Annotated in this window: 14 protein-coding genes; 4 read left to right on the top strand and 10 right to left on the bottom strand. The window is 72.7% G+C overall.

Translation table 11 applies throughout. The features are described 5' to 3' along the window. Position 1: 1 nt before the first annotated feature. Genes hisH through hisD form a run of 5 tightly spaced genes read right to left on the bottom strand, consistent with a single transcriptional unit; the run spans position 2 to position 3,819 of the window. Positions 2 to 643, bottom strand: a complete 642-nt coding sequence (gene hisH, locus ABD335_RS14920; RefSeq protein WP_344322850.1) for an imidazole glycerol phosphate synthase subunit HisH — start codon at positions 641 to 643, stop codon at positions 2 to 4. Beyond that, the gene (locus tag ABD335_RS14915) at positions 640 to 804 is read right to left on the bottom strand and encodes a hypothetical protein (RefSeq protein WP_344322848.1); all 165 of its coding nucleotides are present in this window, start codon (positions 802 to 804) and stop codon (positions 640 to 642) included. The genes hisH and ABD335_RS14915 overlap by 4 nt, the downstream gene beginning before the upstream one ends. After that, entirely contained in the window at positions 801 to 1,391 is a 591-nt protein-coding gene (gene hisB / locus ABD335_RS14910; protein WP_344322846.1) for an imidazoleglycerol-phosphate dehydratase HisB, read from the bottom strand. Before hisB ends, ABD335_RS14915 begins: the two co-directional genes overlap by 4 nt. Continuing rightward, complete coding sequence (locus ABD335_RS14905; protein ID WP_344322843.1) at positions 1,388 to 2,503, bottom strand: histidinol-phosphate transaminase; 1,116 nt, start codon at positions 2,501 to 2,503, stop codon at positions 1,388 to 1,390. The genes hisB and ABD335_RS14905 overlap by 4 nt, the downstream gene beginning before the upstream one ends. Next, a complete protein-coding gene (gene hisD / locus ABD335_RS14900; RefSeq protein WP_344322841.1) occupies positions 2,500 to 3,819 on the bottom strand; it encodes a histidinol dehydrogenase in 1,320 nt (439 codons plus the stop codon). Before hisD ends, ABD335_RS14905 begins: the two co-directional genes overlap by 4 nt. A gap of 169 nt (positions 3,820 to 3,988) precedes the next feature. Here hisD and ABD335_RS14895 point away from each other — a divergent pair, with 169 nt between their 5' ends. The 3 genes from ABD335_RS14895 to ybaK all read left to right on the top strand — a co-directional run bounded on the left by ABD335_RS14895 (position 3,989) and on the right by ybaK (position 7,010). Next, on the top strand, positions 3,989 to 5,608 hold the full coding sequence (locus tag ABD335_RS14895) for an oxidoreductase (RefSeq protein ID WP_344322839.1): 1,620 nt from the start codon (positions 3,989 to 3,991) through the stop codon (positions 5,606 to 5,608). Positions 5,609 to 5,689: 81 nt separating this feature from the next. Then, the gene (locus ABD335_RS14890; protein ID WP_344322837.1) at positions 5,690 to 6,445 is read left to right on the top strand and encodes an LON peptidase substrate-binding domain-containing protein; all 756 of its coding nucleotides are present in this window, start codon (positions 5,690 to 5,692) and stop codon (positions 6,443 to 6,445) included. Between the two features lie 64 nt (positions 6,446 to 6,509). Next, entirely contained in the window at positions 6,510 to 7,010 is a 501-nt protein-coding gene (gene ybaK, locus ABD335_RS14885) for a Cys-tRNA(Pro) deacylase (protein WP_344323059.1), read from the top strand. A 54-nt stretch (positions 7,011 to 7,064) separates the two neighbouring features. On the opposite strand, the gene ABD335_RS14880 is transcribed toward ybaK, so the two are convergent. The 4 genes from ABD335_RS14880 to ABD335_RS14865 form a co-directional block, all read right to left on the bottom strand. Next, entirely contained in the window at positions 7,065 to 7,757 is a 693-nt protein-coding gene (locus ABD335_RS14880; RefSeq protein ID WP_344322835.1) for a hypothetical protein, read from the bottom strand. A gap of 67 nt (positions 7,758 to 7,824) precedes the next feature. Further along, positions 7,825 to 8,649 (bottom strand): ABC transporter permease, encoded by an 825-nt coding sequence (locus ABD335_RS14875; protein ID WP_344323057.1) that lies wholly within the window; start codon positions 8,647 to 8,649, stop codon positions 7,825 to 7,827. Between the two features lie 35 nt (positions 8,650 to 8,684). Beyond that, positions 8,685 to 9,710: an ABC transporter ATP-binding protein gene (locus ABD335_RS14870; RefSeq protein WP_425583634.1), complete on the bottom strand. Its 1,026-nt coding sequence runs from the start codon at positions 9,708 to 9,710 to the stop codon at positions 8,685 to 8,687. A gap of 30 nt (positions 9,711 to 9,740) precedes the next feature. Next, on the bottom strand, positions 9,741 to 11,024 hold the full coding sequence (locus tag ABD335_RS14865; RefSeq protein WP_344322832.1) for an NYN domain-containing protein: 1,284 nt from the start codon (positions 11,022 to 11,024) through the stop codon (positions 9,741 to 9,743). Positions 11,025 to 11,319: 295 nt separating this feature from the next. Here ABD335_RS14865 and ABD335_RS14860 point away from each other — a divergent pair, with 295 nt between their 5' ends. Continuing rightward, complete coding sequence (locus ABD335_RS14860) at positions 11,320 to 11,493, top strand: hypothetical protein (RefSeq protein WP_344322830.1); 174 nt, start codon at positions 11,320 to 11,322, stop codon at positions 11,491 to 11,493. 195 nt (positions 11,494 to 11,688) lie between these two features. Here ABD335_RS14860 and dnaE read toward each other — a convergent pair whose 3' ends face one another. Further along, complete coding sequence (gene dnaE / locus ABD335_RS14855; protein ID WP_344322828.1) at positions 11,689 to 15,231, bottom strand: DNA polymerase III subunit alpha; 3,543 nt, start codon at positions 15,229 to 15,231, stop codon at positions 11,689 to 11,691. Positions 15,232 to 15,391 lie beyond the last annotated feature (160 nt).

Genomic DNA, 15,391 nt, shown 5'->3' with positions numbered 1-15,391 from the left:
CCTAGAGGGTGTCGATCCAGTTGGTCAGCAGGTGCGCGCCGGCGTCGCCGGACTTCTCGGGGTGGAACTGGGTGGCCCACAGCGGGCCGTTCTCCACGGCGGCGACGAACGGCTCGCCGTGCGTGGCCCAGGTGACCTTGGGGGCGGGCATGGCGGCGTGGGTGGCCTTCAGCTCCCACTCGCGCACGGCGTAGGAGTGCACGAAGTAGTAGCGGGCGTCGGCGGGCAGGCCCGCGAACAGCTTCGAGTCCTCGGGCGCCCGGACCGTGTTCCAGCCCATGTGCGGCACGACGTCCGCCTTGAGCGGGCCGACCGTGCCGGGCCACTCGCTCAGGCCCTCGGCCTCGACCCCGTGCTCGATGCCGCGGGCGAACAGGATCTGCATGCCCACGCAGATGCCCATCACCGGACGTCCGCCGGCGAGGCGGCGCTCGACGACCCAGTCGCCGCGGGCCTGCCGCAGGCCCGTCATGCAGGCGGCGAAGGCGCCGACGCCGGGCACGAGCAGACCGTCGGCGTTCATCGCCGCATCGTAGTCGCGGGTGATCTCCACCTCCGCGCCGGCCCGGGCCAGGGCGCGCTCGGCGGAGCGCACGTTGCCGAAGCCGTAGTCGAAGACGACGACCTTCTTCCGCTCCGTCATGACCACACCTCCAGGCGCATGATCCCGGCGACCAGGGACATGGCGGCCCCGATGCCGAGCAGGGTGATGACGCCCTTGGGCATCTTCTGCTTCCAGAAGGAGATCGCGCCGCCGAGCAGGAAGAGCCCCACGAAGATCAGCAGCGTGGAGATCCCGTTCACAGCGCGCCCTTGGTCGAGGGGATGCCGCTCTGCCGCGGGTCGATCTCGCTGGCGTAGCGCAGGGCGCGGGCGAGCGCCTTGAACTGGCACTCCACGATGTGGTGCGCGTTGCGCCCGTAGGGGACGTGGACGTGCAGGGCGATCTGGGCCTGGGCGACGAACGACTCCAGGATGTGCCGGGTCATGGTGGTGTCGTAGCTGCCGATCATCGGCGCCATGTTCTCCGGCTCGGTGTGCACCAGGTAGGGGCGTCCCGACAGGTCCACGGTCACCTGGGCGAGGGACTCGTCCAGCGGCACCGAGGCGTTGGCGAAGCGGACGATGCCGCGCTTGTCGCCGAGCGCCTGCCGGAAGGCGGCGCCCAGGGCCAGCGCGCTGTCCTCGATGGTGTGGTGGCTGTCGATGTGCAGGTCGCCCTCGGTCTTGACCGTGAGGTCGAACAGGCCGTGGCGGCCGAGCTGGTCGAGCATGTGGTCGTAGAAGCCGACCCCGGTCGACACGTCGACCTTTCCGGTGCCGTCGAGGTCGATCTCGACGAGGACGGACGTCTCCTTGGTGGTGCGCTCCACGCGGCCCACGCGGCTCATCGATTGTTCTCCTTCAGTACTGCGCGCATCGCGTCGAGGAACGCGTCGTTCTCCGCCGGGGTGCCCGCGGTGACCCGCAGCCGGCCCGGCACTCCGTTGTCCCGGACCAGGACGCCCCGGTCCAGCAGGGCCCGCCACACGGCGTGGGCGCCGCCCTCGCCGTCGAAGCGTCCGAACTGCACGAAGTTGGCGTCGGATTCGGTGACCTCGCAGCCCATGGCGCGCAGCTCGGTCACCAGGCGGTCCCGTTCGGCCTTGAGCTGCTCGACGTAGCCGAGCAGCGTGTCGGTGTGTTCCAGCGCGGCGAGCGCGGTGGCCTGGGTGACGGCGGACAGGTGGTACGGCAGGCGGACCAACTGGACGGCGTCGACGACGGCCGGGTGGGCGGCGAGGTAGCCCAGCCGCAGTCCGGCGGCGCCGAACGCCTTGGACATGGTCCGCGAGACCACCAGGTTCGGGCGGCCGTCGATCAGGGGCAGCAGCGAGGGCCGGTGGCTGAACTCGCCGTACGCCTCGTCGACGATCACCAGCGAGGGCCGGGCCGCCTGTGCCGCCTCGTACAGGGCCAGCACGGTGTCGGCGTCGACGGCCGTGCCGGTGGGGTTGTTGGGCGAGCAGACGAAGACCACGTGCGGCCTGCGCTCGGCGATGACCTCCCGCGCCGCCGCCACGTCGAGGCGGAAGTCCTCGTGGCGCGGTCCGGAGATCCAGGCGGTGCCGGTGCCGCGGGCGATCAGGGCGTGCATCGAGTACGAGGGCTCGAAGCCGATCGCGGTGCGGCCCGGCCCGCCGAACGCCTGGAGGAGCTGCTGGAGCACCTCGTTGGAGCCGTTGGCGGCCCACACGTTCGCCGTGCCGACCTCGTACCCGGTGGTGCGGGTCAGGTAGCGGGCCAGCTCGGTCCGCAGCTCGACCGCGTCGCGGTCGGGGTAGCGGTTGAGGTTCCGGGCGGCCTCGGCGACGCGCTCGGCGATGCGGGCCACCAGCGGCTCGGGCAGCGGGTGGGGGTTCTCGTTGGTGTTCAGCCGCACGGGGACGTCGAGCTGCGGCGCCCCGTACGGGGACTGGCCGCGCAGCTCGTCCCGGATGGGCAGGTCGTCGATGCCGGTCACTTTCCCTGGGGCACCTTCCAGTCGAACCTCGCCTTGAGGGCCGCACCGTGCGCGGGCAGGTCCTCGGCCTCCGCCAGGGTGACCACGTGGTGGGCCACGTCGGCCAGCGCGTCGCGGGTGTAGTCCACGACGTGGATGCCGCGCAGGAACGACTGCACGGACAGGCCGGAGGAGTGGCAGGCGCAGCCGCCGGTGGGCAGCACGTGGTTGGAGCCGGCGCAGTAGTCGCCGAGCGAGACCGGCGCCCAGGGGCCGACGAAGACCGCGCCCGCGTTGCGGACCCGGGCGGCGACCTCGGCCGCGTTCTCGGTCTGGATCTCCAGGTGCTCGGCGGCGTAGGCGTCCACCACCGCCAGGCCCTGGTCCAGGTCGTCCACCAGGATGGTGCCGGACTGCCGCCCGGCCAGGGCCTCGGCGATGCGCTCCCGGTGCTTGGTGGAGGCCACCTGCGAGGTCAGCTCGGCGTCGACCGCGTCGGCCAGCGCCTCGGAGGGCGTGACGAGGACGGCCGCGGCCAGGGTGTCGTGCTCGGCCTGGCTGATCAGGTCGGCGGCGACGTGGCGGGGGTCGGCGGTGTCGTCGGCGAGGACGGCGATCTCGGTGGGGCCGGCCTCGGAGTCGATGCCGATGCGGCCCTTGAGCAGGCGCTTGGCGGCGGCGACCCAGATGTTGCCCGGGCCGGTGACCAGCTGGGCGGGGCGACACTCCTCGGTGCCGTAGGCGAACATCGCGATGGCCTGGGCGCCGCCGGCGGCGTACACCTCGTCGACGCCCAGCAGGGCGCAGGCGGCCAGGATCGTGGGGTGCGGCAGCCCGTCGAACTCCTTCTGCGGGGGCGAGGCGACGGCCAGCGAGCCGACCTCGGCCTCCTGCGCGGGCACCACGTTCATCACGACCGACGAGGGGTAGACGGCCCGCCCGCCGGGCACGTACAGGCCCACGCGCTCGACCGGCACCCACCGCTCGGTGACGGTGCCGCCGGGGACGACGCGGACGGTGGAGTCGGTGCGCCGCTGGTCGCGGTGGACGATCCGGGCGCGGCGGATGGACTCCTCCAGCGCCGCGCGCACCGCCGGGTCGAGCTCCTTCAGGGCCTTCTCCAGGGCCTCCGCGGGGACCCGGACGCGCTCCAGCCGCACACCGTCGAAGCGCTCGTTGTACTCGATCACGGCCGCCGTGCCGCGATGGTGCACGGCGTCGCAGATCGGCCGCACCTTCTCCAGGGCGGCCTCGACGTCGAGTTCGGCTCGGGGCAGCAGGTCCCGGTCGATCCCGTCCGCGGCGAGGTCGCGGCCGCGCAGGTCGACTCGGGTCATGGATACGGATCGAAGCACGTGTACCAGTGTCTCAGACGTGATCCGGTGCCCGTTCCGTCGTATCAGTGCGTGATACGCGAGCGTCCGGAAGGGGCATCTTGTTGTCAGTGCCGACCGATAGTGTCCAGAGCGTCACGCGGTGCCATCTGTGACTTGGGGGAAATACGTCGTGAGCGAGTCTCTCACCAGTGGGGATCCACCGCCCGGACTGCGGCTGACCACCGCGGAATGGGGCATGTGGCAGGCCTTTCGCAACGGCAGCGAACACGATCTGCGCTCGGGCGAGCCGGAGCTGGACGATCCCAACGGCGACCACGAGTGGGGTCCGCAGCGGACGGTGCGGGCCCGGGTCGTCGCCCTGCTCCTGTTGCACGGACCGCCGCCGCTGCTCGGGCGTGTCGCGTCCCTCCAGTTGACGGGCGCGTACATCACCGGGCGGCTGGACCTGTCCGGCGGGACGGTCGAGCCGTACTTCGAGTTCGACCGGTGCCGCTTCGAGGAGGAGGTGCTGCTCCACGAGTGCCGTCTGACCACCGCCCGGATGGTCGACTGCCACATACCCCGTCTGGAGGCCGCCCGGATGAGCACCGAGGGCGATCTCCACCTGCCGCGCTGCACCATCCCCGACGGCGTACGGCTCACCGACGCCACCATCGGCACGGACCTGCTGCTGAACGAGATCACGGTCGGCAGCGGCGGCCGGGCGCGGTCGTTCTCCGCCGACGGGCTCCAGGTCGCCCAGGACCTCCAGGCCAGTCTGATGCTGGCGTCCGGCGAGGTGAGCCTGCGCGGCGCGGAGATAGGCGGCTCGCTGTTCATGTACGGCAGCGTCCTGCGCAACCGCGACGGGCAGTACGCCCTGTACGCCCCGCAGATGACCGTGGAGCACTTCGCGCACTTCGCCACCTCCGGCCCGCACCACCTGCCGGTCGTCCACGGCGCCACCCCGCCGGACGGCACCGCCTGGCCGCCCAGGGGGGACGGCAGCCACATGGCCCGCCGCGTCAAGCGCTTCGAGTGCACGGGCGGGATGAAGCTGGACGACGGGAAGTTCGGGGACTCGCTGGTGCTGGACGACGCCCGCTTCAACCTGGAGCGGGACCAGGAGCTGTCGCTGCGCCGCATCCAGACCCCGGAGCTGTGCTTCACGCCCGAGCGGCCCGCCAGGGGCCGGGTGGTGCTGGCGGGGGCGACGGTGGACAACCTGGTGGACAGGGTGGAGAGCTGGCCGGTGGGCGAGGGCCTGTGGATGGCCGGGTTCACCTACCAGAACCTGATACCCCGCGGGCCGTTCACCCTCGCCCAGCGCCTGGAGTGGCTGGCGACGGCGACGCCGGAGTACGCGCCGGAGCCGTACGAGCAGTTGGCGACGGTGATGCGCAACAGCGGGGAGGACGCGGACGCGCGCGCCGTCCTGCTCGCCAAGCAGCGCCGCCGCCGCGAGACGCTTCCGCCGGCCGCGAAGCTCTGGGGCTACCTGCAGGACTGGACGGTCGCCTACGGCTACCGGCCGGGGCAGGCCGCGCTGTGGATGGCCGTCCTGTGGGCCTCGGGAACGCTGTACTTCGCCCGGAACCCCCCGGACCCCCTCAAGCCCGGGGAGTCGCCGCAGTGGAACGCCCCGCTGTACGTCCTGGACCTGCTGCTGCCGGTGATGGACCTCGGCCAGGCGTCCCACTGGAAGCCGGAGGGGGCCTACCAGTGGGTGGCCGCGATGACGATCCTCCTGGGCTGGGTGCTGGCCACCACGGTCGCCGCCGGGGCCACGCGGCTGCTGCGGCGGCAGTGACGGCCGAACGCCGGCCGGGGACGAGCGGCGGGCGGGCGGTGGGCGCGGTGCGCGCCGCGGCGAGGGCTTAGGCTACGGACCGTGACCACCACCCGACTGCCGCTCTTCCCCCTCAACACCGTGCTGTTCCCGGGACTGGTGCTGCCGCTGAACGTCTTCGAGCAGCGGTACCGCGCGCTGGTGCGCGACCTGCTGGAGATCCCGGAGGACGCGCCGCGCCGCTTCGGGGTGGTCGCCATCCGGGACGGCCGCGAGGTGGCGACCACCGCGATCGGGCTGCCGGACCCCACGGCGCCGTCCCAGGCCGGCCCGGCGGCGGGCTTCGGCCCCGACCCGATGCGGGCCTTCCACACGGTGGGCTGCGTCGCCGACGTCGCGACCATCCGCGAGCGTCCCGGCGAGGACGGCGGCGAGGGCGGTTACGAGGTGCTCGCCACCGGCACCATCCGCTTCCGGCTGCTGTCGGTCGACGCCTCGGGCCCGTACCTGGTCGGCGAGGTCGAGGAACTGCCGGAGGAGGACGGCGAGGGGGCGGGCGCGCTCGCCTCCGGGGTGCTGCGGGCGTTCCGCTCCTACCAGAAGCAGCTCGCCGGCGCGCGGGAGCGGACCCTGGCCGGCGGGCAGGAGCTGCCGGACGAGCCCTCGGTGGTGTCGTACCTGGTCGCCGCCGCCACCGTCCTGGACACCCCGACCAAGCAGCGGCTCCTCCAGGCTCCGGACACCGCCACGCGGCTGGCGGACGAGCTGAGAATCCTGCGGCGCGAGACGGCGCTGATCGGTAGGCTCCCCTCGGTTCCGGCGGCGGAGCTCACCCGTACGCCGACCAGTCCGAACTGACACCGCCCCGGCCGACGCGGGGTTCGGCGGGCGCGGTTCCCCGGCGATGCGAGGCGTGAAGACCGTGGCGAGGAAGAAGCGGAAGTCGGCATCCGGCGGCACCCCGGCGACGGTGGCCGCCACGGAGGCGGGCGTGGCCTTCACGCTCCACTCCTACGAGCACGATCCGGCGGCGGCGTCCTACGGCGAGGAGGCCGCCGAGGCGCTCGGGGTGGCCCCGGAGCGGGTGTTCAAGACGCTCGTCGCGGACGTCGACGGCGCGCCGACCGTCGCGGTCGTCCCCGTCTCCGGTTCGCTGGACCTCAAGGCGCTGGCGGCGGCGGTCGGCGGCAAGCGGGCCGCGATGGCGGACCCGGCCGCGGCCGAGCGCACCACGGGCTACGTGCGCGGCGGGATCTCCCCGCTGGGCCAGCGCAAGGCGCTGCCGACCGTGGTGGACGCCTCCGCCGAGCGGCACGGCACGATCTGCGTCTCGGCCGGGCGGCGGGGGCTGGAGATCGAACTGGCGCCCGCGGACCTGGTGAAGCTCACCGGTGCCGTCACGGCGCCGATCGCCCGCCCCTGAGCCCGGTGCCCCGACGGTGCCGGCGCCCTGCCGGCACCGGCTCCGTCCGGGGTGTCACGCGTCCGTCCGGCCCTCCCGGCCCTCCGGCGGCGGCCCCCACCCGAGGTGGGGGACGTGGCCGGGCTCGGGGTCGCGGGGGCCGAACAGCGCCGTGAGTCCCAGGTGCGCCACCAGCGCGGCGAACGGCCAGGCCAGCAGGGCGCCCTTGGCCTTCAGCTCCAGCGGGGCGTCGAAGACCTGCCCCTTGCCCACCGCCTTGGCGTGGGCGACCACGTCCTGCTCCGGACCGAGCCAGACGCCCAACCGCCAGGCCACCACCGAGCCCAGCAGCGCGCCGACCGCCAACCCGACCACCACGCCGACACCGCCCCGGCGCCGCGCGAGGAAGACGGCCGCGCCGCTCAGCACGCCGATGCCCAGGGCCGACAGGGTGAACGTTCCGTCGACGCCGACCGACTCCTCGCCCTCGGCGTCGTCGAGGTAGACGGCCGTGCCGTCGGAGATCAGCGGCACCCGCGGGGCCAGCCACAGCCACAGCAGTCCGAGCGCCACCCCGGCGACCGCCACGGCCACCGCCACCAGTGCGGCGTCGCGCACCTCCCGGCGGGTCGAGAGCGCGTCGGCCCCCTCCGGCCCGGCGTCCCCGCCGGGCGCCCTGCCGCCGTCGGGCGGGGACCCCCACGGGTCGTAGGAGTGGGCCGACCGGGACGGTCCGTGCTGCGGGGAGGGAGGTGTCGGTGCGGTCACCCTGCCATCGTGCCAGGTCCGGCCACCGGTTCGCCGGGCAGGACCCGGCTCGGTGCCGCGGGAGCCGTCAGCGGACGGCGGCGCGGCGGTACGCCCAGGTGGCGACGGCCAGCGCGACGACCCCGACCACCGCGCAGACCCCCAGGTCGGCGGCGACCGAGCCCCAGCTCGGGCTGGGCTCGAAGGTGGCCGCCAGCGCCTCCACGCCGTACGTGGAGGGCAGCAGGTCCCTCGTCCAGCGCACCGCCTCCGGCAGCCCGTCGGCCGGGAGCACGCCCAGCAGCAGCGCGGCGGACATGCCCAGCTGCCCGCAGAGCGTGGCGAGTTCCTGGCGCGGGGCGAGCAGCCCGCAGGCCGCGCCGAGCCCGGCGAGGGCCGCGCCGGCCAGCGGCACCACCGCGATCAGCACCCACAGCCCGCCCAGCGGGAGCTGGTAGAGCACGGCGCCGGCCACGGCGGTGACCACCACGCCGGGCACCGTGAAGGAGGCGTACGCGCCCGCCGCCCCCAGCACCACCGCGGTGGGCGGCACCGGCAGGGTGGCGTAGTGGTCGAGCCCGCCGGAGGCCCGCAGTTGCCCGAAGTACTGGGCGAGGAGGTTCAGCGCGACGAAGGCGACCACCAGCACGCTCGATCCGGCCACCACGGCCCGCGCCTCGTCGCCGGGCCCGCCGTCCACGACCCCGCGCATCAGGATCATGATGCCCAGGGACTGGAAGGTCGCCACGAACAGCAGCGGGATGCGGGCCACCCGCGCGCGGGAGAGCTGCGCCCGGTAGACGGCCGCCAGGGCGGGCCACAGTCCCGCGCCCGGCGCGAGCGGGGCGACCGCCGGGCGGTCGTGCCGCGGGGCCGGGCGCGGCGCGGACGTCCGGACGCTCCCGTCCTCCACCGCGGTCTCCTCCGGGGTCGCCGACGCGGCCGTGCTCACGTCTTCACCAGACCTTCCGTGTGTCCTCCGAGCGCCAGGTAGACGTCCTCCAGGCTCGGCGTCGCCAGCGTGAAGTCGTCCAGCGCGGCGAACGCCGGGCCGCCGGTGACGGCGGCGACCGCCGCGCGCGCGGCCGCCGGGGGCAGCCGCAGCGTCCAGCGGCGGCCGGTGGCCGTGGCGACCGGGTGCAGGGCGGCGACCTCGGGCACCTCCAGCGGCGGCCGGTCGCGCCACACCAGTTCCAGCCGTACGTCCTCGCCGACCATGGCCTTCAGACCGGCGGGGGTGTCGCAGGCGATCGCCCGGCCGCGGTCCATGACCGCCACCCGGTCCAGGACCAGTTCGGCCTCGATGACGTTGTGGGTCACCAGGATCACCGTGACGCCGCGCTCGGCCCGCCGCCGGTCGATCGCGGCCCACACCGCGCGCCGCGCGACGGGGTCCATGCCGGTCGTCGGCTCGTCCAGCACCAGCAGGGGCCGCTCCCCCACCAGGGCCGCCGCCACGCAGGCCAGTCGTCGCTGGCCGCCGGAGAGCCGCTTCAGCGGACGGTCGGCGATGGCCCCCAGTCCCAGTTCCTCCAGGACGGCGTCGCGCTCGCGCCGCGCCGCGCCGGCGTCCAGGCCGCGCAGCCGTCCGGTGGTCTCGGCGGCCAGCGCCACGGTCAGCTCGTCCAGCGCGGTGGACTCCTGTCCGAGGTAGGCCAGCAGCCGGGACGCCCGCCGCGGGTGGCGGACCAGGTCGTGGCCGAGGACGTCGACACGTCCGGAGTCGGGCCGCAGCAGTCCGGTGAGCTGCCGCACCAGGGTGGACTTCCCGGCGCCGTTCGGGCCGAGCAGGCCGAACACCTCGCCGTGCCGGACCTCCAGGCTGACGCCGTCGCTGGCCCGTACGGCGGGGGTGCCGGGGGCGCCGCGCCGGCCGCGCCGGGCCGGATAGGTCTTGACCAGGTCGTGGACGCGTACGGCGGCCCCCACCGGTGCCTCCGTCCCGCCGACCGCCTGTCGCGTGCCCGTCCTCACGAGCTACGAGGGTACGCGCCCGTGCTCTCCTCACTCGCCGGTGGGTGCGGGTTCGTCGGCCGTACGGGCGTCGACCTCGCGCCAGAAGCCCGCGCGGATGGCGTAGCGGTCGCGCTCGTCGATCTGGTCGTCCTTGTGCGCCAGCAGGCCGAAGCGGGCGGCGTAGCGCAGCAGCTCGCCGTCGATGCGGTGCGGGATGCGGGGGTACTCCGCGGAGAGGGTCCTCAGGTGCCCGGGGTGGGCGAGCCGGTCGATCCAGCGGCGGGCGAAGACCTGGCCGACCTCGTAGGGGTCGCCGCTGACCGTGGTGATGTCCTCCTCCCGGTCGGCCCAGCGCTGCTCGGCGGTGGTGAGCTGGGCGAGCATCGGCAGGGCGGCGGCCTCGGGGGACTCGCCGGGGGCGCCGCGCTCGACCCAGCCCCGGTCGGAGGACCAGCGCAGGGTGGCGGCGGGGGCGGCGTGCGGGGTGTGCGCGGCGGGGCGGCCGAGTCCGGCCAGGTCCTTGGGGGTGGGCACGCCCTTGCCGGGGCCGCTGTCGCCGGGACGTTCGTCGGCGGCGGGCCGGGTGCCGTTCCGGCCGGGCGCGGCGGCCGGTGCGGCGCCGGCGGCCGTCTCCACCTGCTCCACGGGCGGCGCACCCGTGCCGGCGCCGGTCGCGACGGGGGTTCCCGCGCTCGGGGCGGGGGGCGGCTCGGGCAGGGGGGCGGAGAGGATGGCGGCGATCTCGGGGCGGGTGTCGGGCCGGGGCGGGCAGACCCCGGTGAGGTCCCTGGCCCGGACGGCCCGGGTGATCCAGGCGCGGTCCAGCACGCGCCGCTCGTCGGCCTCGGCGACCAGGTCCTCGGACTGGTTGTAGTCGCCGTCGGCGGCCTGTACGGCCCACAGGTGGACGGCGACGCCGTGCTCCTTGGCGGACATCAGTCCGGGCAGCAGATCGCCGTCTCCGGTGACCAGCACGATGTCGGAGCAGGCGCGGTTGCGTGCCAGTTCGGTGAGTTCGGCGTGCATGGCGGCGTCCACGCCCTTCTGCGCCCACCGTCCCTCGCTGCGCGTGAGGGCGCCGAGCCGTACGGTCACGCGCGGCATCACCCGCAGGCGCCGGTGCTCGGGTTGGGGCACCCGGTCCGGGGCGCCGTCGAACCAGTAGATGCGCAGCAGGCGGCAGCCGGTGTCGGCCTCGGCGCGTTCGCGCAGCGCCTGGATGAGGACGGAGTGGTCCACGGTGATCCGGGAGCGCGCGGGTTCCCCCGCCAGGAGGCTCGCGGCGGCGCCCAGAAGGTATCCGGCGTCCACCAGGACGACGCAGCGGTCCACGCTCCACCCACTCTCGGTACGACCGGCACGACCGGTGCAACCACCGTGACCGACGGTGTCCGTCCGGTCGTGGTGCGTTTCTTTCGGGTCCGTTTCGAGTCTGCCCGACCGTGCGGGGCTTGTCGGTCCGGGCTCGATCCTCGGCGTGGCGGGAGGCCCGTGTCCACGGTACGGGACGGAGCGCCGCTCAAGAAGGCCGATTACGCAGGGCAATTGTCCGACATGCGCACCGTGCGAATGCGTGCGAGGCTCTGATCACGGCCCATCGTTCCGAGATCCGCCACAGGAGGAGATCATGGGCAAGCGCAAGAAGGGCGACCGCGAACAACAGCGTGGACACGGCGCCGTCGACCGGTCGCAGGAGCAGTCGAACACCCCCGCCGAGCAGATGGCACAAGCGCAGTCGGCGCCGCAGGGCGGCTCCGGGAACATCGGGCGCAAGCACCGCAGGCGCTTCGGACACAACTGACTCGGACACGACCGACGTCACACCACCGAGACCACCACCGAAGCACACCACCGAGACCACCGCCGGGGCACGGCCACGACCGGGGCACCGGCAGCGGTCCGAGGGAGCGCCCCTCTTCCCCACGCGCTCCCTCGGGCCGGAACGCACCGCACCCGCCCGACGACGCGGTCGGGCGGGTGCGGTGCGTCGGCCGCGTCAGCCGGCCAGACAGGAGGGGCCGAGCAGGGCCTTGAGGTCTCCGAAGAGCGCCGGATCGGCGGTGACCCGGTGCCGGTCGAGCCGGAGCACGGTCGTCTTGCGGGCGCCCTGGAGCTTGACCCGCACCTCGGTCGAACCGCGGTGCTGGGTGAGCACCTCGCCCAACTTCTCCACCAGCGGCGGCGTGACCTTGACCGTGGGGATGGTGATGGTGACGGGCGCGTCGGACGCCGCGTCCGACAGGTCGGGGACCATCAACTCCATCGCGACCAGCCGGGGGATGTCCTCGCGCTTGTCCAACCGGCCCTTGACGAAGACCACCGCGTCCTCCACGAGCTGGGTGGAGACGAGTTGGTAGGTGGCGGGGAAGAACATGCAGTCGATCGAGCCCGCCAGGTCCTCCACGGTGGCGATCGCCCAGGCGTTGCCCTGCTTGGTCATCTTCCGCTGGAGGCCGGAGATGATGCCGCCGATGGTGACGATCGCCCCGTCGGTGAAGTCGCCGGCGTTGAGCTGGGAGATCGCCGCGTCGGTCTTGTCGGCCAGGACGTGCTCCAGGCCGAACAGGGGGTGGTCGGAGACGTAGAGGCCGAGCATCTCCCGCTCCTGGGCGAGCAGATAGCTCTTGTCCCACTCGTCGGTGGGGAACTGCACGTCCATGCCGAAGCCGGGGCCGCTGTCGGCGTCGTCCTCCCCCAACCCGCCGAAGAGGTCGAACTGTCCCTCGGCCTCCTTGCGCTTGACCTGCACCACGTTGTCGATCATCGACTCGAAGTGCGCCGTCAGCCCCTTGCGGGTGTGGCCCAGGTTGTCGAAGGCGCCGGCCTTGATCAGCGACTCGACCGTGCGCTTGTTGCACACCACCGCGTCGACCTTGTCGAGGAAGTCGGGGAAGGAGGTGTACTTCCCCTTGGCCTTCCGGCAGGCGACGATCGAGTCCACCACGTTCTGGCCGACGTTGCGCACGGCCGTCAGGCCGAAGACGATCGTGTCGTCGCCGCGCGGGGTGAAGTTCGCGTCGGACTCGTTCACGTCCGGCGGCAGCACCCTGATGCCCATGCGGCGGCACTCGTTGAGGTAGACCGCCGACTTGTCCTTGTCGTCGCGGACGGAGGTCAGCAGGGCCGCCATGTACTCGGCCGGGTAGTTGGCCTTGAGGTAGGCCGTCCAGTACGACACCAGTCCGTACGCCGAGGAGTGCGCCTTGTTGAAGGCGTAGCCGGCGAAGGGCACCAGCACGTCCCACACGGCCTGGATGGCCTCGTCGGAGTACCCCTTCTCCCGAGCGCCCTTCTGGAAGTTGACGAACTCCTTCTCCAGGACCTCGGGCTTCTTCTTGCCCATCGCCCGGCGCAGCAGGTCGGCCTGGCCGAGGCTGTACCCGGCGAGCACCTGGGCGGCCTTCTGCACCTGCTCCTGGTAGACGATCAGGCCGTAGGTGACGTCGAGGATGTCCTTGAGGGGCTCCTCCAGCTCCGGGTGGATGGGGGTGATCTCCTGCTGCCCGTTCTTGCGCAGCGCGTAGTTGATGTGGGAGTTCATGCCCATCGGGCCGGGCCGGTACAGGGCCGAGACCGCGGAGATGTCCTCGAAGTTGTCGGGCTTCATCATCCGCAGCAGGGAGCGCATGGGCCCGCCGTCGAACTGGAAGACGCCCAGGGTCTCGCCGCGCTGGAGCAGTTCGAAGGTCTTGGGATCGTCCAGCGGCAGGTCGAGCAGCTTGATGTCGACGCCCTTGTTGGCCTTCACCAGCTTGACGGCGTCGTCCATGATCGTGAGATTGCGCAGGCCCAGGAAGTCCATCTTCAGCAGGCCGAGCGACTCACAGGTGGGGTAGTCCCACTGGGTGACCACCGCGCCGTCGTTCTTGGGGCTGAACACCGGCACGTGATCGACGAGCGGCTCGCTGGACATGATCACGCCCGCCGCGTGCACGCCCATCTGCCGCACCAGGCCCTCGATGCCGCGAGCGGTGTCGATCACCTTCTTCACGTCCGGTTCGTTCTCGTACATCGACCTCACCTCGGCCGCCTCGCTGTAGCGCGGGTGGTCGGGGTCGGTGATGCCGGAGAGCGGGATGCCCTTGCCCAGGACGTCGGCGGGCATGGCCTTGGTGATGCGGTCGCCCATGGCGTACGGGTAGCCCAGGACGCGGGCGGAGTCCTTGATCGCCGCCTTGGCCTTGATGGTGCCGTAGGTGCCGATCTGGGCGACCTTGTCGGCGCCGTACTTCTCGGTCACGTAGCGGATGACCTCGCCGCGCCTGCGCTCGTCGAAGTCGATGTCGACGTCGGGCATGGAGACGCGCTCGGGGTTGAGGAACCGCTCGAAGATCAGGCCGTGGTCGATGGGGTCGAGGTCGGTGATGCCCATGGCGTAGGCCACGATCGAGCCCGCCGCGGAGCCTCGGCCCGGGCCGACGGCGATGCCGTTGTTCTTGGCCCACATGATGAAGTCGGCGACGACGAGGAAGTACCCCGGGAACCCCATCTGGACGATGACGTCCATCTCGTACTCGGCCTGCTTCTGCCGGTCCTCGGGGATGCCGTTCGGGTACCGGCGCTGCATGCCCCGCCGGACCTCCTCGCGGAACCAGGACTCCTCGGTGTGCCCCTCGGGGACGGGGAAGCGGGGCATCAGGTCCCGCTTCTCGAACCAGCCGGTGGTGTCGACCTGCTCGGCGACCAGGAGGGTGTTGCGGCAGCCCTCCTGCCAGGCGTCGGAGGAGTCGATGGCGTACATCTCCTCCGTGGACTTCAGGTAGTAGCCCGCGCCGTCGAACCGGAAGCGGTCGGGGTCGGAGAGGTTCTTGCCGGTCTGGACGCACAGCAGCGCGTCGTGGGCCTCGGCCTCGCTCTCGTAGGTGTAGTGGCTGTCGTTGGTGACCAGCGGCGGGATGCCCAGCTTCTTGCCGATCTCCAGCAGCCCGTCGCGGACCCGGCGCTCGATCTCGATGCCGTGGTCCATCAGCTCCAGGAAGTACCGGCCCTTGCCGAAGATGTCCTGGTAGTCGGCGGCGGCCTTGAGCGCCTCGTCGAACTGGCCGAGCCGGAGCCGGGTCTGCACCTCGCCCGAGGGGCAGCCGGTGGAGGCGATCAGCCCCTCGGAGAACTCGGCGATCATCTCCTTGTCGGTACGCGGCCACTTGACGAAGAAGCCCTCCATGTACGCGTCGGAGGAGAGCCGGAAGAGGTTGTGCAGGCCGGTCTTGTTCGCCGCCCAGATGGTCTTGTGGGTGTAACCACCGGAGCCGGAGACGTCGTCGCGCTTCTGGTGCGGCTGGCCCCACTGGACGCGGCGCTTGTACCGGCGCGACTGCGGGGCGACGTACGCCTCGATCCCGATGATGGGCGTGATGCCCGCCTTGGTGGCGTGCTGGAAGAAGTCGTACGCCCCGTGGAGGTTGCCGTGGTCGGTCATGGCGATGTGCGTCATGCCCATCTTCTGACAGGCCTCGAACATGTCGCCGAGTCGTGCCGCACCGTCCAGCAGTGAGTACTGAGTGTGTACGTGCAGGTGTGTGAACGGCGGGTGGGCCACGACGGAGGACCTCCAACGAACGGTCTTGCGGCGGTTCCTGAACGGCTTCGAAGTCTACGACCCGGGACCGACGGACATCCGCCGCCCGCCACGGGCGGACACCGGCCCGGTCCCTCCCTCGGCGGCGGCCCGCGTCCCCCGGCGTCACGCGCCCGCGGCG

Source organism: Streptomyces macrosporus, from assembly GCF_039533145.1.
Classification (GTDB): Bacteria; Actinomycetota; Actinomycetes; order Streptomycetales; family Streptomycetaceae; genus Streptomyces; species Streptomyces macrosporus.
The sequence above is the reverse complement of the archived record's forward strand: the minus strand, read 5'-3'. Positions and strand labels throughout refer to the sequence as shown.